The organism is Mesobacillus maritimus, assembly GCF_023715205.1.
In the GTDB taxonomy this organism is placed as follows: Bacteria; Bacillota; Bacilli; order Bacillales; family Cytobacillaceae; genus Mesobacillus_B; species Mesobacillus_B maritimus_C.
On the sequence record NZ_JAMBNR010000001.1, the window covers coordinates 1 to 23,955 of the forward strand.

The 23,955-nt window shown below is 36.1% G+C and carries 24 protein-coding genes and 1 riboswitch; of the genes, 18 read left to right on the forward strand and 6 right to left on the reverse strand.

All coding sequences use genetic code 11. From position 1 onward, the window contains the following. Positions 1-637: 637 nt before the first annotated feature. From M3182_RS00005 to M3182_RS00015, 4 genes are all read left to right on the forward strand, one after another. On the forward strand, positions 638-1,624 hold the full coding sequence (locus M3182_RS00005) for a ring-cleaving dioxygenase (RefSeq protein WP_251429834.1): 987 nt from the start codon (positions 638-640) through the stop codon (positions 1,622-1,624). 103 nt (positions 1,625-1,727) lie between these two features. Then, positions 1,728-1,856 carry an RAxF-45 family protein gene (locus tag M3182_RS26040; RefSeq protein WP_285866467.1) on the forward strand — a complete coding sequence of 43 codons (129 nt, stop codon included), beginning with the start codon at positions 1,728-1,730 and terminating at the stop codon, positions 1,854-1,856. 158 nt (positions 1,857-2,014) lie between these two features. Continuing rightward, a complete protein-coding gene (abc-f, locus tag M3182_RS00010) occupies positions 2,015-3,895 on the forward strand; it encodes a ribosomal protection-like ABC-F family protein (protein ID WP_251555663.1) in 1,881 nt (626 codons plus the stop codon). Positions 3,896-3,956: 61 nt separating this feature from the next. Beyond that, the gene (locus tag M3182_RS00015; RefSeq protein ID WP_251429828.1) at positions 3,957-4,139 is read left to right on the forward strand and encodes a hypothetical protein; all 183 of its coding nucleotides are present in this window, start codon (positions 3,957-3,959) and stop codon (positions 4,137-4,139) included. Positions 4,140-4,188: 49 nt separating this feature from the next. Here the strand turns inward: M3182_RS00015 and M3182_RS00020 are convergent, their stop codons facing one another. Together M3182_RS00020 and M3182_RS00025 are read right to left on the reverse strand one after the other, a co-directional pair. Next, entirely contained in the window at positions 4,189-4,350 is a 162-nt protein-coding gene (locus M3182_RS00020) for a YbbN family protein (protein ID WP_251429825.1), read from the reverse strand. A gap of 921 nt (positions 4,351-5,271) precedes the next feature. Beyond that, the gene (locus M3182_RS00025) at positions 5,272-5,907 is read right to left on the reverse strand and encodes a hypothetical protein (protein ID WP_251555664.1); all 636 of its coding nucleotides are present in this window, start codon (positions 5,905-5,907) and stop codon (positions 5,272-5,274) included. A gap of 282 nt (positions 5,908-6,189) precedes the next feature. Here M3182_RS00025 and M3182_RS26045 point away from each other — a divergent pair, with 282 nt between their 5' ends. The 4 genes from M3182_RS26045 (at position 6,190) to M3182_RS00040 (ending at position 8,682) form a co-directional block, all read left to right on the forward strand. After that, positions 6,190-6,312, forward strand: a complete 123-nt coding sequence (locus M3182_RS26045; protein ID WP_285866473.1) for a hypothetical protein — start codon at positions 6,190-6,192, stop codon at positions 6,310-6,312. 258 nt (positions 6,313-6,570) lie between these two features. Beyond that, positions 6,571-7,116 carry a helix-turn-helix domain-containing protein gene (locus M3182_RS00030; protein WP_251555665.1) on the forward strand — a complete coding sequence of 182 codons (546 nt, stop codon included), beginning with the start codon at positions 6,571-6,573 and terminating at the stop codon, positions 7,114-7,116. 127 nt (positions 7,117-7,243) lie between these two features. Further along, positions 7,244-8,011, forward strand: a complete 768-nt coding sequence (locus M3182_RS00035) for a YhfC family intramembrane metalloprotease (RefSeq protein ID WP_251429816.1) — start codon at positions 7,244-7,246, stop codon at positions 8,009-8,011. Between the two features lie 104 nt (positions 8,012-8,115). Then, positions 8,116-8,682: a chloramphenicol phosphotransferase CPT family protein gene (locus tag M3182_RS00040; protein WP_251429814.1), complete on the forward strand. Its 567-nt coding sequence runs from the start codon at positions 8,116-8,118 to the stop codon at positions 8,680-8,682. 165 nt (positions 8,683-8,847) lie between these two features. Here M3182_RS00040 and M3182_RS00045 read toward each other — a convergent pair whose 3' ends face one another. Beyond that, entirely contained in the window at positions 8,848-9,645 is a 798-nt protein-coding gene (locus M3182_RS00045; protein ID WP_251429810.1) for an HAD family hydrolase, read from the reverse strand. Positions 9,646-9,830: 185 nt separating this feature from the next. After that, positions 9,831-11,879: a peptidoglycan D,D-transpeptidase FtsI family protein gene (locus tag M3182_RS00050; RefSeq protein ID WP_251429806.1), complete on the reverse strand. Its 2,049-nt coding sequence runs from the start codon at positions 11,877-11,879 to the stop codon at positions 9,831-9,833. 53 nt (positions 11,880-11,932) lie between these two features. Between M3182_RS00050 and M3182_RS00055 the strand changes: the two genes are divergently transcribed. Beyond that, entirely contained in the window at positions 11,933-12,697 is a 765-nt protein-coding gene (locus tag M3182_RS00055; RefSeq protein ID WP_251429803.1) for a TatD family hydrolase, read from the forward strand. A gap of 51 nt (positions 12,698-12,748) precedes the next feature. Continuing rightward, positions 12,749-12,933: riboswitch (Lysine riboswitch) on the forward strand. A 143-nt stretch (positions 12,934-13,076) separates the two neighbouring features. Continuing rightward, positions 13,077-14,657, forward strand: coding sequence for a Na+/H+ antiporter NhaC family protein (locus tag M3182_RS00060; RefSeq protein WP_251429799.1), 1,581 nt, complete (start codon positions 13,077-13,079; stop codon positions 14,655-14,657). A gap of 102 nt (positions 14,658-14,759) precedes the next feature. On the opposite strand, the gene M3182_RS00065 is transcribed toward M3182_RS00060, so the two are convergent. Beyond that, positions 14,760-15,656 carry a VanW family protein gene (locus M3182_RS00065; protein ID WP_251429796.1) on the reverse strand — a complete coding sequence of 299 codons (897 nt, stop codon included), beginning with the start codon at positions 15,654-15,656 and terminating at the stop codon, positions 14,760-14,762. A gap of 180 nt (positions 15,657-15,836) precedes the next feature. Between M3182_RS00065 and M3182_RS00070 the strand changes: the two genes are divergently transcribed. The 8 genes from M3182_RS00070 to M3182_RS00105 all read left to right on the forward strand — a co-directional run bounded on the left by M3182_RS00070 (position 15,837) and on the right by M3182_RS00105 (position 22,973). Next, positions 15,837-16,226, forward strand: a complete 390-nt coding sequence (locus M3182_RS00070) for a GntR family transcriptional regulator (RefSeq protein WP_251429793.1) — start codon at positions 15,837-15,839, stop codon at positions 16,224-16,226. Beyond that, positions 16,219-17,121 carry an ABC transporter ATP-binding protein gene (locus M3182_RS00075; RefSeq protein WP_251429790.1) on the forward strand — a complete coding sequence of 301 codons (903 nt, stop codon included), beginning with the start codon at positions 16,219-16,221 and terminating at the stop codon, positions 17,119-17,121. The genes M3182_RS00070 and M3182_RS00075 overlap by 8 nt, the downstream gene beginning before the upstream one ends. Beyond that, a complete protein-coding gene (locus M3182_RS00080; RefSeq protein WP_251429786.1) occupies positions 17,093-19,063 on the forward strand; it encodes a DUF6449 domain-containing protein in 1,971 nt (656 codons plus the stop codon). Before M3182_RS00075 ends, M3182_RS00080 begins: the two co-directional genes overlap by 29 nt. Before the next feature lie 362 nt (positions 19,064-19,425). Continuing rightward, positions 19,426-19,947 (forward strand): RNA polymerase sigma factor, encoded by a 522-nt coding sequence (locus M3182_RS00085; RefSeq protein ID WP_251429784.1) that lies wholly within the window; start codon positions 19,426-19,428, stop codon positions 19,945-19,947. Between the two features lie 378 nt (positions 19,948-20,325). Then, the gene (locus tag M3182_RS00090; RefSeq protein WP_251429781.1) at positions 20,326-20,505 is read left to right on the forward strand and encodes a hypothetical protein; all 180 of its coding nucleotides are present in this window, start codon (positions 20,326-20,328) and stop codon (positions 20,503-20,505) included. Between the two features lie 110 nt (positions 20,506-20,615). Next, the gene (locus M3182_RS00095) at positions 20,616-21,707 is read left to right on the forward strand and encodes a metallophosphoesterase (RefSeq protein WP_251429778.1); all 1,092 of its coding nucleotides are present in this window, start codon (positions 20,616-20,618) and stop codon (positions 21,705-21,707) included. A gap of 154 nt (positions 21,708-21,861) precedes the next feature. Next, on the forward strand, positions 21,862-22,344 hold the full coding sequence (locus M3182_RS00100; RefSeq protein ID WP_251555666.1) for a hypothetical protein: 483 nt from the start codon (positions 21,862-21,864) through the stop codon (positions 22,342-22,344). A 272-nt stretch (positions 22,345-22,616) separates the two neighbouring features. Continuing rightward, complete coding sequence (locus tag M3182_RS00105; protein ID WP_251429774.1) at positions 22,617-22,973, forward strand: hypothetical protein; 357 nt, start codon at positions 22,617-22,619, stop codon at positions 22,971-22,973. 91 nt (positions 22,974-23,064) lie between these two features. Here M3182_RS00105 and M3182_RS00110 read toward each other — a convergent pair whose 3' ends face one another. Further along, positions 23,065-23,712, reverse strand: a complete 648-nt coding sequence (locus M3182_RS00110) for a YwaF family protein (RefSeq protein ID WP_251556005.1) — start codon at positions 23,710-23,712, stop codon at positions 23,065-23,067. Positions 23,713-23,955: the final 243 nt, after the last annotated feature.

Consider the following 23,955-nt stretch of genomic DNA (forward strand, 5'->3'; position numbering starts at 1 on the left):
CTTAATGAAAAGGAATAAAAAAAGAAAAGGAAAAAGGCAATTTTCCGCTTGAAAAACAGGTGGAAAATTGCCTTTTTGTATTCATTTGAATTTGCAGAATAAAAAACGTAAGTTTTTCAGTGCCCTCATTTGGACGAGGCTAGATTTTAGTTGTTTTGCATAGTTTCCCATTCTTCACGCAAAAGACCAAATTTTACGTTGTAATAATGTTTCCCACGATAAAGACGACTATTAGGGATACGGCCTTCCAACATCATCCCAAAACCCTTGCAGATCGTTAGCATAGTTCTCCATTTAGTTTCATCCTGAACACCTCCAATTATGGAATTCTTTATTTTTCTACAAAAACAAAAAATTCACGAATAACGATATTTGGTGTTGACATTAGTTAACTATTTTAATACTTTATTTACTTATTAAAGCAGGGTTAAGGACCGAGAAGCTATAATTAGTAATTGAACACTGTGAGTGATTCTTACGATAGTATTAAAGAGTCCATAATATATGGATCTTTAAAAAAAGGCGAAACAAAATTAACTTAGTTTACAATTGAAAGTTAATAAAGAAGCATGTACCTATATCAGGAAACGATTCTAGATTCTAAAATCGTTAATCAATCCATATAGGAGGGCATCAAATGGAATTAAAATCACTAAAAGGACAACATCATGTTTCTGCAATTACGAAAGATGCAAAAAAGAATTATGAATTTTACACGCAAACACTAGGTATGAGATTAGTGAAAAAAACAGTTAATCAAGATGAAACATCAATGTATCATTTGTTTTACGCCGATGAAAGAGGGAATCCTGGCACCGATTTGACCTTTTTTGAAATACCAATGGCAGGGCGCACTTATCCAGGAACAAATAGCATATCGTTAACAACTTTACGAGTTCCAGGAAACGAATCGTTGCAATTTTGGAAAAAACATTTTGATAAACTTAACGTAACACATGATGATATCGTCGAACTGAATGGACGAAAAGCGTTGCCTTTTAGAGATTTCGAGGATCAAAGGCTTGCGTTAATATCCGATGAGCATAATTCTGGTGTGCCAGGAGGAAAGCCGTGGAGGGGAAGCCCAATTCCCGTGAAACATGCAATTATCGGCCTAGGACCAGTGATGCTGACGGTGTCAGACATTAATCCAACTAGGAAAGTTTTTACGGAACTACTAGGATTTCGAGACAGCGGGAAATATCGAATGCCAGGTAGTGATCATGAGGTCATTGTTTTTGAAACCGGAGACGGCGGCAATGGGGCAGAAGTTCATCTAATCGAGAGACCTGACCTACCACGAGAGCGACCAGGGAGGGGAAGTGTTCATCATGTTGCTTTTCGAGTGGATAATGAAGTGGAATTACAAAAGTGGGTATCCCTTTTAAAAGAAAAAAGAATTCCAAATACAGGTTTCGTTGAGCGGTTTTATTTTCGTTCTTTATACTTTCGTGAGCCGAATGGTATCTTGTTTGAATTAGCCACCGACGGTCCTGGATTTGAAGAGGACGAGGACTTTGAACATCTGGGAGAAACCTTGGCCTTGCCACCATACTTTGAAGATCAGCGAGATGCAATAGAAACGAGCTTAAAGCCATTAGATACAAAACTAAATAATTATTAGACTACCTCGTCAAAACTTGGCTTAAAAGTCAAAATCCGGGCTTGCAAATAATTTTCGGAACAATTAAACTATAAACAACTATATGTGAACGGAGGTGGAGAGGATGTTTAGTCTAGCTGTTTTAGTGCGCGGTTTCTGGAATGATTTTCTTTATTTTTACCGTGCGAAATTTGCGATTGTAGTTGTTAACGGGATAAGTATGCCCTTTTTTAACAACTCAATAGCAAGCTAAAACAGTGAAAACATCTTTTACCATTGTATAAATGTACGAAAAAAGAGAGCTTTTTCATGCTCTCTTTTTTCGTACCGTCTAAATGACTTTAATCATTTGCCATGGGAAGATATGTCTTCTCATGGCTTTTTTATATTCATTTTTAAGGAGGAATACTAATGATTACGTGTAGTGTGAACAAAATTGCAAAAATGTATGGTGGGAATATCGTATTTGAAAATATCTCATTTGAAATACATGAAAAAGACAGAGTCGGATTAGTTGGGCGAAATGGAAGTGGAAAATCGACATTATTTCGATTACTTGCTGGAGCGGAACAAATCGATTCAGGACAAATCCACTGGAGTAAGGGGTTGAAAATCGGTTATCTTGAACAAATTCCAAGTACTTCAAACAATATTATAACGCTGGATTATTTAAAAAGCGCTTTTCAGGAACTACTCTTATTAGCGGAAAGGATTGAAAAGCTAGAAGAACAAATGGGGCAGGTAAACCAAGACAATCAAATGCAAAACTTGATTGATGAATATGGCGCGCTTCAGGATCAGTTCATCGTAAACGGTGGATATGAAATTGATGCATCTATTGAAAAAATCGTTAACGGTTTAAAGATAACAGAGCTATTGTATAAGCCTTTCTCAAGTTTAAGTGGTGGAGAAAAAACAAAGGTTGGTCTTGCACATCTTCTTCTTCAATCCCCAGATTTATTATTGTTGGATGAACCAACGAACCATCTGGACATAATGGCTGTTGAATGGCTCGGTACCTTTTTAAAAGAATATAAGGGTCCGGTCGTCATTATTTCTCATGACCGTTATTTTCTCGATGAGGTTGTAACTAAAATCATTGATTTAGAAGATGGTGAAATCGATCTTTATCAAGCGAATTTCACTGAATTTCTGAAAGCCAAGGAAGAAAAGGTATTAAAAGAATTCCAAGCATATGAAGAACAACAAAAGAAAATGAAGAAAATGAAGGAAGCGATTAAGCGTCTCCGCGAGTGGGCAAATCGAGCCAATCCACCAAATGAAGGACTTCATAAGAGAGCAAGAAATATGGAACGAGCATTAGAAAGAATGGAAAAACTTGAGCGTCCAATCTTGAATCGCCGGAAAATGAATTTACAGCTAAACTCGTCTGAGCGAAGTGGAAAGGACGTGATCATGTTATCTGGGGTTTCAAAATCATTTAAGAAAAAACTTCTTTTTGAAGAAGTAAACATCCACATCCAACACGGAGAGCGGGTAGCCATTGTTGGAGAAAATGGATCCGGGAAGTCGACGTTAATTAAATTAGTTCTTCAGGAGTTCCATGCTGATAATGGGCATATTCGGATTGGAAGCAATGTGAAAATTGGTTATTTATCTCAACACACTTTCCCAAACCATCAAAATGAAAGTGTCATTAACATTTTTAGACAAGAAATAAAAGTAACAGAGGGAGAAGCAAGAAAAATTCTTGCCAGGTTTTTGTTTTTCGGTCATATGGTGTTTCGTAAAGTTTCTCAGCTTAGTGGTGGCGAAAGGATGAGACTTCGTTTAGCGCAACTGATGCATCAAGACATTAATTTATTGATTTTCGATGAACCCACCAACCATTTAGATATTGAATCAAGAGAGGTCCTTGAAGATGTGCTAGAAGATTATAATGGTACCCTTCTTGCGGTTTCGCATGATCGTTATTTCTTAAATAAACTTGTTGGGAAAATTTATTGGATCAGGGATAAAAAAGTTCATGCTTTTGTCGGCAATTATCATTATGCAAAAAAGAAATTGGAAGAGATGAAATCCATGCAAGAGGCAATTAATAATAAGAAAGTGGAAAAAAAACGAAGTATGTCTTTTTCTCGTTCAGATAAGAAGTCTAAGCAAGGTAGTATTAAAAAGGAGCTAGAAAGAATAGAAATGGAGGTTGCTGAACTTGAAGAAAAAATGAAAACTGTCAATAGGTGGGAAGAATTGCAACAATTGAACTCTGTAAAAGGAGACCTAGAACAGAAATGGGAAGGGCTATATGAGAAATTGGATAATATAAGCTAAAAATGACCGCGAATATTTCCCTATCAATAATAAATAATAACTTTGAAGGGGGGATTTAAGAATGGCAAAACGGACGAAAAAGAACGATGCGGCTCAAAAAAACAAGCAAGGATTTGATTCGAGTAAAACCGACTCAGAGTTTTCGAAAGAACTTGGAAGTGCTGCCGCTAATAGAGCGCATAAAGAAAAAGCAAAACAAAAGAAATCATCCAAAAACCAAGGGGAATGGAAAGGTATGCATTAATATAAGTAGAAAGAAGCCTTCGCTCATATCAGTGAAGGCTTTTTTGCTTCTATATCGCATGATAAATTTTATCGATTTGCTCATGGAACCTTTCTAAATGGACCATTCTTGCTTTTCGGAGAATTTCTTTTCCATCAAGATATAAAACAAGAACAGGGACTGTGAACGCCATTAAATAACCTGCGATTTCAGGTACATTCGCAGCATCCACGACTCCAATTTTAATTCTTGGGTACTCTTTTAAAATGTCCTCAACCTGAGGCAGTAAACCATGACAAACACTTCAACTTTCCATCAGTACATATATAAAACTGAGTTGATTTTCCTTGATAAAAGTTTCTACAGCCTCCATTGATGATAAATTCACGTATTTTCACCTCCATGTGGTTTTCAAAAATTACTATCATTGTACCTTTATAGTAACCGTTTGCCATTTAAGGATACATAAAAGGTCTTGTTAATAGGAAGTGTAATTATGGGAGGATTTAATGAAAAATCATTGGGATGAACGGTTTGAATCGAAAACTTATGTATAGGGTGAGGGGCCAAATTGGTTTATTAAGTCAAATATTCATTACTTAGACGGTATAAATAGAATAGTAGCTTTCGCAGAAGGAGAAGGGAGAAATGCGGTTCTTCTTGCTAGAAAAGGTTTTGAAGTGACAGCATGGGTTTATGCTAAAAATGGATTAAAAAACAACACAATTAGCTTCTCAACCTAACGTGCAAATCCAAACAGCGCAAGTAGATCTGATTCAGGATTTCATACCTACAAACAAGTTTGCTGGTGCCTTTATGGCCATTTTCCGAAAGAACATCAACAAAAGGTTTTTAATAAGTTGTTTCTACTGTTCGTCCAGGGGGAATTATTTTATTCGAGGTGTATTCAGAGGAACAGCTAAGCTATCAAACTGGGGGCCAAAAACAATAGACGTGTTATACAACCCACAAGATGTAATAAGTTGGCTACAAAAATTCAATTGCTTAGTAAAGCATTTTTTCTTTGGCGAACAAATCCGTGAAGAAGGAATTTTACATACTGGTACCGGGCATGTAATTCAGGGATCGTCAAGGAATTATAGTAATGAATAAAACCAAAAACATACTATAGTTGTTAAGATGTTTCTCGTTTTTATTTCAGCTTGAATTTGTCGAATAATTTACTCATTAGTGTTAGTCGTCGGTTGGTGGGTGAAGGATTGGTTCTTTCGTATTGGATAATCATCCACTGCTCGTTCAATTCAGTAACATCACTTAAAAGATCAACTTGAAAATGCAGGCAAAAGGACTGCATTTCATTGTAATCAAAAACATAGGAAGGCACTGAGTCAGTTCCGATATTTTTACCGATTGGTAATTTTTCAAAAGAAAACGGCCTTCCTTTTTGCTCAACTTCAACATTATCATCTTCATATGAGATTACCCTTAAAAGGATACCGTGTTGATAGACGCTTAAATAATAATTGTCCACCGTGCTTTGTCCGAGTGCATGAATTACCATTGTATTAAAGAAGTTCGACAGCATTTCAGTAAGTTCATTCAAATGGTCAAAGGAGTCATGAAGAACCGTAACCCAACCTTCGTGTTGTATACTAACCGCAAACATGGTCGGAATTTCATGCGTAAAGAAATTAATAGATGTTTTCTCAACTAATTGAATTATTACACTTCGATTATTGGTTTGTTGTTCAAGGTAATGAACCAACATCTTTTCAACTTTATCTTTTTCAGTCGTTTGGATATGAATTTGATATAGGTTAATCGACATAATCCACCTCGAAATTAGAATATATTTATTATAATCTTTTTTCTCTTCAAGCCACCGTATAATCAACAAAAAATTCAGACATAACTCATCTTAGTTGATTTGTTTGTTATATGTAGTGCGTGGTTAATTGATTTTCATTAATTACGAATTAATTTAGATATTAGCAAGCTTCAGTGTAGATGTATTTAGCATTGGGTAATAAGAATAATTAATCAAAAAGTTAGCAAACTAAAATCGGTGCTATGAGGCTGTACCAGCAGCATAATATATGGAGGTGAAAAAATGGCCAAAAATAAAAATAAGCAACAAAATAAAGAAAAAAACTTGTCCAAAACAGAGCCAGAGTTCGCTGGTGAGAATGGATTAGAAAAAGTCGCAGTTAGAGCTCAGGAGAAGTCGAAGTAAAGAAGTATATGCACTTGTTTCCCTCATTGAACTGGTTGCACTTTTCTCACATGTGTATTTTTGCAACATAAAAGGGAAAGTCGTCGAAGAAAACAGATGGTATAACTGTGTTGTTGACAATGAATGATAACGGGTATATTATCATTATTGATAATGATAATATACCCTTTTCCTATACCAAGAATGTGGTTTTTTTTGCAGAACTATTATCATTATTGATAATAATGATGATTTTATAAAGAGGTGATATGGAAGGTCATGAAGGAATCCAAAGCAGATCTTATTTTACATCCAGTCCGAATGAGAATCGTTCAAACCTTAATTAATGGAAAAACACTAACTGCACAGGAAATTGGGGAGAGACTCAAAGATATCCCCCAAGCAACGCTTTATCGGCAATTAAATAAGCTAACCGAGGGAAATGTTTTAGAAGTAGTAGCAGAAAATCCAATCAGGGGAACAGTTGAAAAGGTCTATTCATTAGCAGAACAATCGGCCACTTTATCAGAAACAGATGTAGAATCTTGGAGTAAGAATGAGCATCGTGAATATTTTATGAAGTTTATATCTACCGTTATTGCTGATTTTGAAAAGTACTTAACTCAACCCAAATTCGATATGAAAAAAGATGGTACAGGGTATCGTCAAGTATCTTTCTATGCTTCAGATGAGGAGTATCTAGAGTTTTTACAAACTTTGCAGCAGGGGATTCAAAAATTGCTAGAAAATGATGTTACTCCGACAAGACGAAAACGGACATTATCCACTATTGTTACATCCGAGAATAACAAGTCTAGCCTTTAGGTTTGATAAATAAAATATGATAACAACATGGGTGTGAATGTCGGGATTAAAGTAGAGAAATAACTATTTAGCACAAATGTTGCTATTTTTCGAGGGGTATATATTTGTTTATGGGGAGGAATCGAAAATGGTTAGCGATGTAATAATTGGTTCAATGATTAGTACGATCGTATTCTCAATTTTACTTTTCCCAGCGTTTATTTTATATTATCGGAAACGGGAGGGAATTGCGGTTAAGCCATTAATTATAGGGAGTATTGGCTTTATCATATTCACTCAGGTGTTAGAAAAGATTCTGCATGTCGTTGTTATTACGAATTTCTCCAATTATGCTGAACATCCTTGGGCATTTGGGTTATACGGGGGATTGGCTGCAGGTATCTTTGAAGAGATTGGCCGATTTATTTTATTTACCTGGCTGTTAAAGAAATACCAGGATTATAGAAGCGGCTTGTCATTTGGTATTGGATGGGGAGGTATTGAAGCTGTTGTGATAACATTGATGCTGATTGCACCTAATCTCGTTTTTGCATTAATGTTAAATTCCGGTACATTTGATACAGCGATGGCAAGTCAATTGCCGCCAGATCAAATCACAGCTATAAAAGACATGTTGCTAACGCAAGGACCAGGTAGTTATCTATGGGGAATTCCTGAACGCTTTTTCGCGGTTTTCATGCAAATCGCGTTCAGCTTACTGGTATTATTAGCTATAGTAAAAAGGAAATTTATTCATGTGATTTATGCGATTCTTATCCATGCGGTTATTGATTTTCCGGCTGTTTTTTATCAAACCGGCCATTTGAAAAGCCTCTGGATTATTGAATTATATTTTGCCGTAATTGGGATCTTATCGCTGTTTTTTATTCGCAGAATACGGGATCATTTTAATTAATCGCCAAACTTCCATAAATTTTGATTGAGTTTTTGGTTTTTAAAATGAAAGCCGGCTAGTAAACTAGTAAACTTACAATAGAAGAAATACCGGAGGGAAAATGGATGGAGAAAGGGAAAATAATTCTACTGAATGGGGTATCGAGTTCTGGAAAAACGACCTTATCAAAAGAATTGGTGAAGATATTACCGGACTATTTTCACTTTAGTGTGGATGAGTTCGATTTTTTGATTGAACAGATGGAAGACAGAGAGAATAATCGCTTAATACATGTTTCCACAGAATATTATTTTCATCAAAATATTAAAATGTTTTCTGATTCTGGGATAAATTTAATTGTGGATCACGTACTTCATAATGAGGAAACCTTATTAGATTGTTTAAATTCACTTAAAGACAATCCTGTATTCTTTGTTGGGGTTCACTGCCCAATAGTAGAGCTTGAAAAAAGAGAAAAAGCTAGAGGCGATCGTCAAATTGGATTATCTAGAAAACAATTAAACTATGTCCACAACCAAAACGAAAGCTATGATGTTGAGGTAAATACCTTTGATAATAGTTCTGAAGAGTGCGCTAAAAGTGTGATTAAAAAGTTGGCGGATGTTGAGCAGTGGGCAGGATGGTTAACGAGTATAAACAATATTAACCTTGCTTTTGAAGGAAAAAAATAAGTGGCGATGGTGCGTTTATAGGTGCGTTTGCCTTTAATAATTAGAATCATGGAAATAAACTGGAAGGTGCCAGGCACCTTCCAGTTTATTTCCATTTTTACGTTATATTGTTTCATGTGCCGATTACAAAAAATGTATGGAGATCCATTGCCTTTTTTGTGATGGTTACTTATTTAATAAGTGACGGATGGCGTGTGCAAACCCGTCTTCATCGTTTGTCTTTGTGACAATATCCGCTTTTTGTTGGATGTTTAATGGTGCATTACCCATCGCTACTGAAATATCTGCCACTTCAAATTGAGCGAGATCATTGCCACCATCACCGAAAGCAAAAATTTCTTCAAAGTTAAGATTCATTATTTTTTGATAGCGAAGAAGCGCTTTCCCTTTATGAGCTTCTCCAGAAGTAATCTCAATATTATTTGGAAAGGAAGAAGCCATTGTCAAATCAAACTTCCCAAACAAGGCTTTCTTCACCTTTTCAATCTTAGCGAGTTGATCATAATGTACCAGTGCAATCAATTTATAAATCTTAAGATTATCCTTTTCAAAAATAACATCGTAGTTGAAGTTGCTGAACATATCATCAAGTTCTTCCTTCGATTTCTCATGAAGGGGTGGGAGAGTAGAAGGAAGTCCTCCATCATTTGTATAAACTAAGATTCCTACTCCCATTTCTTTTAAAAAAGGGAATAGATCTTTATAAACTGGCAGGGGAATCGTGGCTTCATACAAAAGTTTTCCAGTGTCTGAATACAATACGGAACCGTTGACACAAAAGATTGGTAACTGCATCCTTTTGATGGCATCAATTTTAATCACATCTGCGTATGCACGTCCTGTGTTTAGTATAACAGTATGACCTTGCGCTATTAACTCTGTGAGTACTTCTTGATTGGCGCGTGAAATTTCATGGCTTGAATTTAATAAAGTACCATCTAAATCAATTGAGAAACATTTCATAGGTTGTGATATCCTTTCTACGTATCCTAAAATAATACTATATCAGAATTTTTTCATTCGTGTTAGTTCTCAGCTTACTTTAGAATAAGATCCTCTTTTAAGGGTTAAAAAATTAGAGGGAATAAAGAAACTGATTTTCCCAAAAACAATGAGGTTGTACGTTTTGAAGTACAACCTCATACAAATCAATTTTGAAAATAGACGTCTAGAACTCGACGGCCAATTCTAAGATTGGCTTTATGGTCTTCTTTCCCTTGGAAGGCCCACGGAACCATCACTGCCATCGCAACCTTAGGTGAGTGCGAAGGCGCATAAGCAACAAGGCTAAGATTTAACACTTCTGGTGGAATTCTTCCGTATTTATTTCGTAAAGGTCCATCGTAAAATGCTTCTGCAGTACCTGTTTTTCCCGCTGGAGAATACGGGGCACTTCCAAAAAAGTTATACCCTGTTCCTCCATGCTCCGTTAAAGCTTTTTTAAACCCAAGTTGTACACGTTGAAGCCATTCTGTTTTCACATCTATCGTATTGAGAACTTTCGGTTTAAAAGAAAAATAAACTGGTCCTTTTTCACCTAGAGCTACTTCAGGTTCTAAAATCTCTTTTACCATTCTAGGTTGGATTCGATAGCCACCATTTGCGATTGCAGAAACATATTGCGCTAATTGCATCGTTGAATAGGTATCATACTGACCGATAACGAGGTCAAGCGCATAACCTGGTAAACGACTAGTACCTTGATACCCGGATTGTTCGTTCGGAAGGTCAATCCCTGTTCTGACACCTAACCCGAAAGAAGCAAACGAATTTCGAATCGTATCAAATACATTGTCATCTAAATCAATCGGCTCGTTATATTGGTATTGGCCGTTGCCGATTTTAATTGCTGTATGAAACATATAGACGTTTGAAGATTTTTTTAACGCATCAACTTCATTTAATACTCCAAGGTATGCATAGGACGCTTTTACTGGTGTTCCTTTAATTTTCAAACCTTTATCGTCAAAAAAAGTACGAGGGTGAATAGCACCTGTCTTGTAACCAGTTAAAATAGTGGCACCTTTTACAGTTGATCCTACATTATAGGTCGTTGTAATGTTTCCGAGTGCATCATCGATGATTTCTCTTTTTCCGGTCTCTTTATCTGTGATGATTCGTTTACCAGACATCGTTAACACTTCTCCAGTATATGGATCCATTAACACTACATAGGCCCGATCAAGGAGGTGAGTTCCTTGCTTTTTTTTGGCCGACAACAACTCTTCCTCAATTATTTTATCTACTTTTTTCTGCAACTCCATATCAATTGCTAGGACAATATCCTTCCCGCGATCCCCAGAGTATGTCGTTTCTGTTTGGAGAAGATGTCCTTTCTTATCTGTAATATGTATCGTTTTCTCATCTTTTCCATGAAGGATGTCTTCATATTGGTTTTCTAAATAGCTCTTACCTACGCGCTCATTTCTACGATAGCCGCGTGACAAGAACGTATCGAGTTGATCAGCTGGCAGGCCTTCTTCAGTAGAACTTACGGCCCCTAATAGCGAGCGGATGGTTTTATCATATAGATAAGTCCGTTCCCAATCAATTGTTGTATTGATTCCCGGTAATTTCTCAAGATGTTCACTTACTGCAGCAAATTCTTCTCGGGTTACATTTTCATTTTTGATAATTTGTGGGGAAAACCTTGTTCCAATATTTAATAATCGGAAGATCGCAAGTTCTTCTAGATCTTCTTTTTTGAATTCTTCCAACTCTTTTTTAGTAATGCGATCTAGTTTTCGTTGATAAATTTGTTCATCAGTTAATTTCTTTTCTTTAAATAACTTTCTTTCTTCAGCGGAAATAAGATTTTCCGCTCGGTCTGGATTCTTTAAAATCCAGTAATCCTTCTTGTCCCGCTCGCGAATATGATCTGTTTCTTTATCAATTAATTTCGCCAATTCTTCGGCTATTTTAAGTTTTTGATTTTGATCGTGTCCTTCGTTCGTATAGGTAATGGCTTTTTTCGCTTCATTGTCAACAACGATCCTGTAGTCGCGATCAAGCATTCGGCCACGAGGAACAGGGTTATGTACAGCGTAATTTTCCTTCCGATTAATTTCCCGTTGATAGTCTTCACCGTGAACAATTTGGATGATTCCCAGTCTTAAAATCAACAAGGAAAAGAGGATAAACACCAGGAAGAATAGAATATTTATACGTATCATTAAGGGTGTTTTTTTAGGCGACATGTTAAACTCCTTCGAAACAATCAATATGAGTTAATAGTATGGAGGAACAAATTTTGAATAAAATAGTCGATTCTCATATACATTTAGATAAATATTTGGATGATGAAATCAAAAAGATAACGATGGATGCAGAGATGTTGATTTCCGTTTCTATGAACTTACATTCGTGTAAAAGAAATTTGGAGATTACAAAAGAATATTCTACAGTCTATTCAGCTTTCGGGTTTCATCCTGAACAATTGATTCCATCCGAGGTGGAACTTTCCAAATTATTTTCGTGGTTAACAGAAAATCACGAGCATGCAATTGCAATAGGGGAAGTTGGTCTCCCCTTTTACTTACGTGAGCAAGGCAAACTAAAGCAATCTTATGATCAATATATTGAGCTATTAGAAGGTTTTATCCAATTTGCCAAGCAATACAATAAACCAATAGCCTTACATGCTGTCTACGATGATGCCCATATTGTATGTGATTTACTGGAAAAACATACAATGGATAAGGCTCATTTTCACTGGTATAAAGGAGATAAACAAACAATTGAAAGGTTAATTAGTAACCGATATTTTATCTCGATTACTCCTGAGGTGCTTTATAAAGAGAAAATAAGAAAGATTGTACGTGAGTATCCGCTTGATTTAATGATGGTTGAAACCGACGGGCCATGGCCGTTTGAAGGACCATTTGTTGGAAAAAAGACAAGGCCAAGGATGATTCATAGAACGATAGCAGACATTTCGAAGATAAAAGGTTTACCGTTGGAATTCGTATATCAACAAATTTATTTGAATACGAATAATTTTTATGTTGTCAAATAGAATAAGAATTGATATATTAATATAGAAAATTTGATATTAACCTTATCATTCCGATGGGGTAGAGGCGCGGGCTTTAAAAGTATACTGTGTGAGGATGACAACGTTGAGCACAGTTGAAAGGAAAGACTGCCGAAGTAATTCTAACTAGTCAAGGTTGAATTATTGGGGTTACTTTTAATAGGAGTAACACTGTCATTATAGAGAGATACTTTCTATAATGAGGAGCTACAGATCGTGATGGAGAAATTAGTTGCTTACAAGAGTAACGGTAGATTTTCTCTATCGTTACTCTTTTTTATTTGGAGTTAAGAGCACTTAATAATTTATTCTCTTTCATGGTAGGTTCCCCCCTTCAAATATTAGGAGGAGGACAACAGGAATGGAAAACACAATTTTTTCTATCGTACCGCCAATTGTGGCGATACTGATGGTCATCATCACAAGACGAGTACTACTATCATTAGGAGTAGGGATTGTTGTCGCGGCACTACTTCTTGCAGAGTTTGAAATTGGTGGAACGATTGCGATTATTTGGGACGCTGTTAAAGGTATCTTTGTTTCTGAAGAGGCCATAAATACTTCAAGTGTTTATATTATTCTCTTTTTACTTTTGCTTGGGGTCATTACGGCGTTTATTTCGATTTCCGGTGGAAGTAGAGCTTTTGGTGAATGGGCGATGAAGCGAGTTAAAACACGAGTTGGTGCACAATTCGTCGGGTTTGTACTAGGAATTATCATTTTCATTGATGATTATTTCAATGCGCTTGCCGTTGGTCAGGTTACTCGACCTATTACAGATCGAAAAAAAGTATCTAGAGCGAAGTTAGCTTATATTATTGATTCTACATCCGCACCAATTTGTGTTGTTTCACCGGTTTCTAGCTGGGGGGCAACAATTATTGTGTTAATTGGAACCATCCTGTCTACACATGGTGTAACCGAAATTAGTGCATTTTCAGCGTTTATGCAGATGGTGCCTATGAACTTTTACGTATGGGCAGCCCTTGGAATTGTACTCATTGTCGTATTGAAAAATGTAAACCTAGGACCAATGAAGGCTCATGAAGAACGAGCAATGAAAGAGGGACAGGTTTATAATCCAAGTAAACCTGTACCAGGTGAATTAAAAGATGATTTACCAACAAGTAGTACAGGAACGATAGGAGATTTAGTTTGGCCTATTATTGCCTTATTTGTAGGAACGGTCGGTGCGATGTTGTGGACTGGAGCACAGGCAGTTGAAGGGGATGTGACCATCCTAAAAATCTTTGAAAACACTAATGTGACATTATCGTTGATTATTGGTGGATTATTTGGCTTTATTATGTCAATGATTTTATTTTTAAGACAAGCAATGGTTTTACGTGGTGTTAACAGTAATGTCTTTGGAAAGGGAATTATTGCAGGTATAAAATCCATGCTTCCAGCTGTTTACATTCTTATTTTTGCATGGTCAATTGGTGAATTAATCGGCAGACTAGAAACAGGAACATACTTAGCAGGTGTGGTTGAAAACGCGAATATTAACATGGCTTACTTGCCAATTATCATGTTTATCCTTGCTGGTTTTATGGCGTTTGCGACTGGAACATCTTGGGGATCATTTGGAATTTTACTTCCAATTGCTGGTGAGATTGCTGCGGTTTCTGATATTAGTCTAATCTTGCCTGCGCTAGCTGCTGTTCTAAGTGGTGCGGTATTTGGAGATCATTGCTCTCCGATATCAGATACGACAATTTTATCTTCCACAGGTGCAGGAGCGAATCATATCGACCATGTGATGACACAGTTACCTTACGCGCTAATTAGTGCCGGAATGGCGGCAGTGGGTCATTTAATTGTTGGTTTTACTGGAAATACATTCATAGGACTTGTCGCTGTCATAGTTCTGTTAGTAGGATTCTGGTTCCTAAACGGAAAATCTACCGGTCAAGTATTAGAAGAAAAAGTTATACAATAATTATTTTGGGCCCCTTTTGTATACAAAGGGGCTCAAAAATGACAAAAAAGGGAAGTGCCAGGCACCATCCAAAAATGGATGATGTTTGGCACTTCCCTTTTTTTATTGGAAATAGCTCATACTCGGTACTTTTCGTGGTTCAACATTGATGTCATCCGAGGAAAAAAGCATCACGGACATGATGCCATGTTTAGCATGAGCTCTTATAAGGACAGGCTGATTATATTTATTCCGAAAAGTAAAATCAGGTCCATACCAGCTTACAGTTGCATCTCTTCCGGGTGGTACATAAGGTACACGTTTACTATGAGAATATCGTTTTAATATTTCAAGCCCAGATCGGTCTGCAGCGTTATAGAGAGTAGACGACACTTGACAAATCCCACCACCTATACCTTCTGATAATTCCCCACGAACAATAATCGGAGCTGGAAGATACCCTTTTTCTTTCGTTCTCATGCCGACCGTCTGATTAAAAGAAAAAACTTCCCCAGGGAAAACGACCGCATTATTAATAGCTGCCGTCGCAAGCTCAATATTATGTGACCGTTCCTTATTCCCACTATTAAAATATGTGACATAATGGCCAATTAATTTCGTTCGTATGTTTGCAAGTGTTTCACTATCCACACGCGGATAAATGCTTCTTAATGGAAGTTCTAAAGTAGCTTGTTTTTCGCTATGAAAGTATTCATAAAATTGTTTTTGAAATTGTTCGCGGTTCAATTCGATTCCTGCTACCTCTGATACTATGTTTCCACTTTCATCAATGAATGCGTCTTTTGCTGGCAGACGAACATGTTTATCTAATTCTTGTGTAAGTTGATTAACCTCATCAAGTTCAATAAACGGGTAGCCTACCATCGGTAGTGAAAAATCAGTCCGATTGATTCGGACAACCGGTTCCTGATCATGAAGGATAATTAGTGAAGCAGCTGTATGTATCGGAGCCCACTGTAGAGCGATTAATAGCAGGGTAAAAGTCAAAACAATTTTCAATTTATTCACCTCAAAATTAGTATGAGGTTTGTTGTTTTATTTCATGTGTAAATTCAAAGATTAAATAAAATATGGAAAAAGCTCTTTACACGAACTGAAAAGATACATATAATCAAACTGTATTAAGTATCATAGTACAGTAAATACAGTTAGTACACTTAGTACAGATTGGGGGTCCGTATGTTTGAGCTTGATACGAGGAGTCGAAAACCCATTTACGAACAGCTTGTTGAAAAGTTAAAAGAGTTGATTATGAACGAAGTGTTGAAGCCTGATGAACAACTTCCTTCTGTACGTATGCTGGCACAACAGCTCACGATTAATCCAAATACCATTCAAAAAGCATACAGAGAATTAGAAAATCAAGGGTTCATCTATTCACAAAAAGGGAAAGGAAGCTTCGTTAATCCAAGTGAGGAATCAAAGGACTCTGAAAAAATAACAGCTGTAAAGGGAGAACTTGACAAACTTATTCTTGAAGCACTTTACCTAGGAATAACAGTAGAAGAGTTAATTCAGTTAGTAAAAGATAAGGACGCTTCAAAAAGGGGAGGCGCAAAAGGTGATTGAAGTCCAAAAAGTGAGTAAAGTATTTGATCGTTACGAGGCAGTACAAGAAGCACAAATATCTATTCAAAAGGGCTCTATTTACGGATTGATTGGTTCAAATGGTGCTGGTAAAACAACCTTAATTAAACTCGTAGCAGGTATTTATCAACCAGATTTAGGAAGGATAACCATTGACGGACAAGATAATTTTGAAAATACAAAGGTAAAGAAAAAGATGTTTTATATTCCAGATCACCCATATTTTTTAACGCATTATACAACATTACAAATGGCCCAATTTTATAGAAGTATTTACCCAAATTGGAGTCAGGAAAGATATGAAACATTAGTTGCTTCATTCAAGGTAAATGTCAAAAAGAAAATTCATACCTTTTCTAAAGGATGGCAAAGGCAAATCGCTTTTATTCTGGCCCTTTCAACAAGACCTGAGGTACTGATTTTGGATGAGCCGCTTGATGGTTTGGATGCGGTTGTGAGGAAAAAAGTGAAAAACCTCTTAATTCAAGATGTGTCCGAAAGAGAAATGACCATTCTCATTTCTTCTCATAATTTAAGAGAACTAGAAGATATTTGTGACCATATCGGTATTATCCATCGGGGGAAAATTCTCATCGAAAAAGAACTTGATGAGTTAAAATCAGATATCCATAAAGTTCAAGTTGCCTATAAAGGGGAAGTACCAGAGCATGTAATAAAGAGATTGAGTGTGCTTCATACAGAAAAACGTGGAAGTGTATTCCTTTGCATTGTTAAAGGAAAGGAAGAGGAAATATCGGAACTAATCCTTAACACAAACCCAGTCATCTTTGATTTATTACCGCTCACCCTAGAAGAGATTTTTATTTATGAAATGGGGGATAACGGTTATGCCATTGAAAACATCATGGTTGAATAAAGAATTAATTCTGCAAATCATCAGGAGTACGAGTTGGATTTCGATTTTGTATTTTTTTGGACTCTTATTCGCATTGCCAATCAGAATGCTGATGATGTATACGGCAGAAGAAGAATCCATTGCCCAATATAACCCGGTAAATAGTCTTTTTCATTATGAATTTGTCATTCAATTGGGTTTAACAATCATTATACCGGTGTTACTCTCAGTCTTCTTATTCCGTTATCTTCAAGTAAAACAGTCTGCGGATTTAATGCACAGTCTGCCCATTAGAAGAGAGAAATTATTTCATCACTATGTCCTAAGTGGAATAATTTTACTTATTTTACCAATAATATTCGTCGCATTCATCATAATGGGTGTTCACGCTGCGTTTAACTTAAGTTCCTTTTTTCATTTAAAAGATATTGGATACTGGGTTGGCACAACCATTGTTTTGGATCTTCTCATCTTCTCTGCAGGTGTTTTCGTCGCCATGATTACCGGGATTTCTGCTGTACAAGGGGTACTAACCTATATTTTGCTACTTTTTCCAGCAGGGATGACAGTTCTCATCTTTTATAATTTACAAATGCTGTTGTTTGGCTTTCCAACTGACTTCTACTTGCATCGCAATTTAGAAACATTGTCGCCATTAACGTATGCAACCTTGCTTGACGGTAGGCCACTTCAGAAGATAGATGTTATCCTTTATTTGTTTTTTACCTTTCTATTCTATGTGTTCTCCATTTTGCTTTATAAAAAAAGAAAAGTGGAAAGTGCTTCCGAGGCGATTGCGTTCACCAAGCTTCGTTCGATTTTTAAATATGGTGTGACCTTCTGTACGATGTTAGTAGGCGGCATGTATTTCGCTGAGGTCCAAAATGAAAGCTTCGACTGGATGATTTTTGGTTATATTGTTGGATCAATTATAGGCTACTACATTGCAAATATGTTGCTCGAAAAGTCGTGGCGAGTGTTCCACAAGCTAAAGGGGCTCGTTATTTACGGAGTGGTCATTGCATTTGTTTATATTGGCATCCAAGGGTTTGGTTTTTATGAGAATAATGTTCCTGAACAAAGTGAGATTAAGAAAGTTTACCTTACAGATTCACCACGTATGAACCTTGATCCGAAATTATATGGGTATACGTTTACCCCAGATGCGCTACAAGAAAAAAGCAATATTGAATTAGTTCGCAAATTACACCAGCAAATTATTAATGATAAAAAGATAAATGCTCAACTTCCTGAAAATGAATTCATGCGTACGGCCTTTTTCTTATACGAGTTAGAGAACGGGAAAATAGTGACCCGGCAGTACCGTGTCGATGATCGAATTTATGAACAGCTCTTTAAACCTATCTATGAATCAACTGAATATAAAATGGCTTCAAATGAAATCTTTCATATCGACGCTGATGAAGTGGAATATCTGAATATAATTGGAAATGGCCCAGGAAAATGGACTGTTCCTTTTAGAATTGAGAAAGATTTGAAAGAGATTATAGAACTGTTACGTGCTGACATCTTAGTTGAAAGCTATGAGGATCAGAATTATTATAGTGGTCGAGGTTCGAATATTGAGATTTTTCTAGGGAAAGACCATTATGTTTATCTAGATTTTAAACCAACCTATAAAGGTTTAGAGAAATGGCTGAAAGATCGAGAGTTACTTAATCAAACAACGATAGTACCTGAGGACATATCTTCCATAAAAATAATTGAATGGGATTCGAAAGAGATGACTCATCCGGACCTAATTGAAGAAAAGATTGAAAACAGTACGGAAGTGCTTGAGATCAAAGACATAAAACAAATTAAAGAAGTCTTGACTAATGCGGGGTGGGGAAGAACACATCATTATATAGCAATTTTTCATTTTAAAGAAGGTAATTATTCAGAACGTCTCTACTTAGATGAGGAGCACGCTCCGGAATTTGTAAAAGCGTTTTTTAAATAGGCTCTTTTCTCAAACTTTGTTCCTTCTCAGCAAAGGTTACTTCTGAATCTACTAGTTTATTTTAAAAATAGATGTAGTCAATGAGATAAGCGCTTGCAAACTAATTTTAAACATACAAAATGGATATTATTACATTAAAATCAGCTTTAGGATTTTAACAAGGAATCTTGACGAAAACAGCCTTTAAATAAAATGTGAGTTTTTATGTAAAAGGACCAGGGGTGTCTAGCACTAGTTAAAATCTAGGACTAGACACTAATTTTATGTAAGGCTGCCTTGAAAATACTTTATGAGTTTGATGTACTTACATAAAATTTGAAAGGTTCTCAGTGAAAAGAGCAGTTGAAAAAGGGGGAATAGACGTGGGAAAGGTTGATTTTGAAGAACTTTTCACAACGTATTCTAAGCGGTTAACTTTATTAGCTTACTCCTACACAAAGGATTGGCACACGGCAGAAGATGTTGTTCAAGAATCATTTATCAAGGCTTTCAAAAAAATTGACACAATTGAGTATACAGAAAAAATCTGTGCTTGGCTTTCTGCGATTACTGTAAGGACAGCTATAGATTACCTTCGAGCAGCAAAGCGACATAATCGGTTAACAACAGATTCCGAATTATTGGAATATCTTCAATGTCAGTTGAATACAGGAACAAGTACGGAAGAACAGGTGGAAATGTTACTTTTTAAAGAGGTTGTATGTCAGTCTATGTTTCAGATATCAGAGGATTACAAACAAGTACTGTTTTTGAAAATTGAACTTGGATTAAAGGAACAAGAGATTGCTAGTGTATTACAATTAAAATCAACAACTGTAAAAACAAGGCTTCATCGTGCAAGAAAGCAGTTAAAGCAAGTAGTAACGGAAAAATTTTCAGCATAGTCTAAGTTTTGTTTTACCGTTTGTTTTTTTGATATTTAAAATGTATATGAGAGACTTTGAGGTAATGGCCTTATTTCTATTTTTTAGATAGGAATCGCTGAGGAAGTACACCTTGAGAAATTCTTATTCATATCCCATTATATTGCGTATTCAATAACTAGTTCATTGATTTAAGACCTTTTATTTGAGTAATAGACGTAGATGGAATCGCATGCAAATACCAGAGAAATTTAAGACTGCTTGTAAACAGTAAAGAAGTTGAATGGAAGTTTAAGAATTGGTTAATAAACGTTAAGTTTAGTGAAATAACCTTCCTCTCTGCAAAATAACTTGTATGATTAACCTTGTAAGACAATTCGAACAAACGGGAGGAAAAGAATGAAAAATTTTAAACAATGGCTGTTTGTCTTGATGGCATCTTTCATGTTTGTTACGGTTGCAACAGGGTGTAGCAATGCTGAATCGGAGAATGAAGAAACAGATACGGAACAAACAGAAACGGAGGAGATTGAGACAGAAGGGACAGAACCTGATGAAGGTTCTGAAGAGGATGAATAGAGTTTAATCTTTGAAAATTACAGTGCACACTTTGCTAAACTTACGAAAAAAGCTACAATGAAGAGTAGCTTTTTTCTTTTTATGCGTTTTTTAACGAAAGGTAGGAAACCATGTCATTATTATACGTCTTTGTCATTCTGCTGTTTCTGCTTATCTATTCGACTATTTGTTTTTATGTTGGATATAATGGCTGGGTGTGGATCAATATGACTCGCCTTCATGTGAATAAATGGTTTTATGTAGGCTTTATTAGTTTGTTATCGGTAGCCATGTTTATCGGTCAATTTAGCATGTTCCTGCCCATAAAAATAATCGGTTATCTCTGGCTTATCATTTTAGGGTACAGCCTTATTTTGTTGCCGATTGCGAATTTGCTAGTATCCTTGATTAAAAAGAGAAGTGCATTTTGGATTGGATGGCTGATTGTTTTATTCTTTCTCGCGATCTTTATTGTGGGCTCTTATAATGCTTGGTCACCAGTAGTTCGTACGTATGATGTCCATATTGAAAAAGGACCACCTACTAATGAAATAAAGGTTCTAATGGCTTCTGACTTGCACCTTGGGCAAATAGTTGGCAAAAAGCACCTACAACGTTTAGTTGACATCGCTTCTGAAACCAAGCCAGACTTGATTTTGATTCCGGGAGATTTGATTGATGATTATATCGATCCATACTTAAATGAGAATATGGGAGAAATCCTTGGGCAATTACAAGCACCACTTGGGGTATTTGCCGTTTCCGGTAACCATGATTATTATGGCAATGACCTTGAAAAATTGGTTACGGAAGTTGAAAGCGTAGGGGTCCAAATGTTAATGGATGAAGCTGTATTGATAAATGATCAATTTTATTTGATTGGAAGAAATGATTTAACTGATGACAATCGGAAAGAGGTCGCAGAATTAGTTAGAAATTTCGATCGATCAAAACCAATCATCATGATGGATCATCAACCAAAGGAATTTGCTACAGCTGAAAAAATGGGTGTCGACTTATTGCTTTCGGGTCATACTCATAGAGGTCAAGTGGCGCCCGCCCATTTAATTACTAGTAGAGTTTTTGAAAATGATTGGGGTTATTTGCAAAAGGGAACATTCCATTCAATTGTGTCTTCAGGATTTGGTACCTGGGGTCCACCGCTTCGGATAGGAAGCCGAGCGGAAGTCGTAATCATTCATTTATCGTTTGATGAGAACTAAGACGTAGGTCTTAGTTCATTTTTTTGCAAAAAAAAGACAATTAATTGAGGAAATTTGAAAAAATAACAGGGTTTTCAGGGGTAATTGTTGAATTAACCATTATCAAAAATTTGACGTACCATTTAACTCCAATGAAGAAGGTGGGTATCTAAAAATGAGCAATCGCTTTTTTGCTGACTACAAGAAGTATATCGTCATCCCTAGGGAAGAGCATAAGTTTAGTGATAAAGGCTTTGACCCTCACGAATTTGCCTCTCACTTCATCCTCACGTTGTCCATTTTTGATCCTGTAATTTCTAGTTGGAAGCAAGCAAGTAAACATGACATTAACGTTGAAGAAAGTATCACCAAGGTTTTGGAAGTATTTAATCAAAGGAATCATGGAACCTATCATCTAAAATTACTAGAAATGGAAGAGGATAAAACGTATTTCGTGTTAGCGCTTTCTGTTAAAGAGAGAATTAAACCAGAACATGCTGAATTTGAGATTTCCGACATTATTGAAAAACAAATATCCAATCCATTTTATATTGGGCAATCATGGTACAAATTCACCAGTGAAAAGGGTCGTGTTGAACGTAAATTATTTTGCTTTTCTTTTAAAGAATATGTCTATCAACTTGCTGCGGAAAAATAATAGGATTTTTGTGAGGGCTGCCGGTATATGGCGGTTTCTTTTTTTGAAGTCAGTATTGCGGTTGGATTAGCACGAATGGAGGCGATTTAAAAAGTTGCTTACATAATAGTTTGTGACTTAGAGGGAAACTTCAAGGCTATTACAATAAATGTTATGGAGGAAACCTAAACCCTGTTAATACTCAAAAAGGTTGAATTGAACCTTTAATAATAACTCTAGAAGATTGAACATACCTATTTTATACATTCTAATTTAATCAATGGGGGGATGATATGGAACTAGAACGACAAAAAGCGATTTTGCTGGCAAATAACATTAAGGAATTTGTAAATCTGGTGAATAAAAGTCATGTTTACGATCAATTTATGGATCCTAATAAAAGTTATCGTTTAACCTTGATTGTTGAAGAATTTCGAATAACGACAATCAGTGATGAATTACTACGTATCAATCAACATACTTATGAAGAACGTTCGTCTCGTATTTTAATAGACCGATTTCGAACAGCGTTCAAACAGATTGCAGAGTATGTCGGTCAAAACGAAGATGACTTATTTCTGTTTACTGGAAGGATTGACACTTTAGTACATGACTTGGATTTATTTCCAAAAAATGAAGATGAGTTGTAAGTTTTAAATGCTGTATCATTCAAATAGAAAATAACTTAAAAGCTAGTACTATTGGCTAGCTTTTTTCTTATTTTGTAAAGGTTTTTTATCTTTAAAGATAATCCATACTAAAACACTGGAAACTAAGAGTAAGGGCTTCTAAAGACAAGATATACCAAGGGTGTGGCCCAAGGTAATCTAATAAGCTTGGTGTGTTTGGTTTATGGCTTAAAAACATATAATTACCATCTACAAGCCTGTTGACAACCAGTACAAGCGGAAGAAATGCATTTAAGAAAACAAACACTTTGAATATGGACCAGATTGTTGGTCTGTAGCCCTTTACCCAAGTAAAATAGAGAGCAACCCAAATCATCATTAAATGGGTATAAAAGAAGTGGATAAATCGAAAATGAGGGAAGTCAAAATAAAGGACTGGGCTGAACAAAGCTTGTGATGCCCCTAAAAGCGCTGTAAACAGGAGCAATTCATAAATCCACTTTTTTGCTGTTATAAGTAAAAAAATCGTTAAAAACAGGCTAAGGCTACATAACTCGAGTGGAATAGAGTCACTGGTATGCCAATATCCCGTCTTTAGGAGCCAATAGGTATAAGCGGCTTCAGCTATAATTAACGAAAACGCAATGCCAATTTCTATGGAGCGTAATTGCAAAAGCTTCAGACGATTACAGTTAAGAAATAGGAAGAGGGCTATTATAAATAAAAGGGAAATTCCAGAAAGGTGGCTGATAGAGAACATTTCAAAAACAAAATTTTCATTGTCCTTAGAAAACAAACTGATTTAACCCCACCTTCCCCCTAAGTTCGTGGATCAGAACAATAATCAGAATTATAGCATTTTTTTGAAAAAAGGTAAAAGCCTCATGGATTTGTTAATTTATAGTAATTCCGAATTGTTGGCTTCTAAACGTAATAATTGATCGATATAAGGAATATAAAATCCTAATAAGACTTTAACCACTGGGGATTCTGTCAGAAGAAA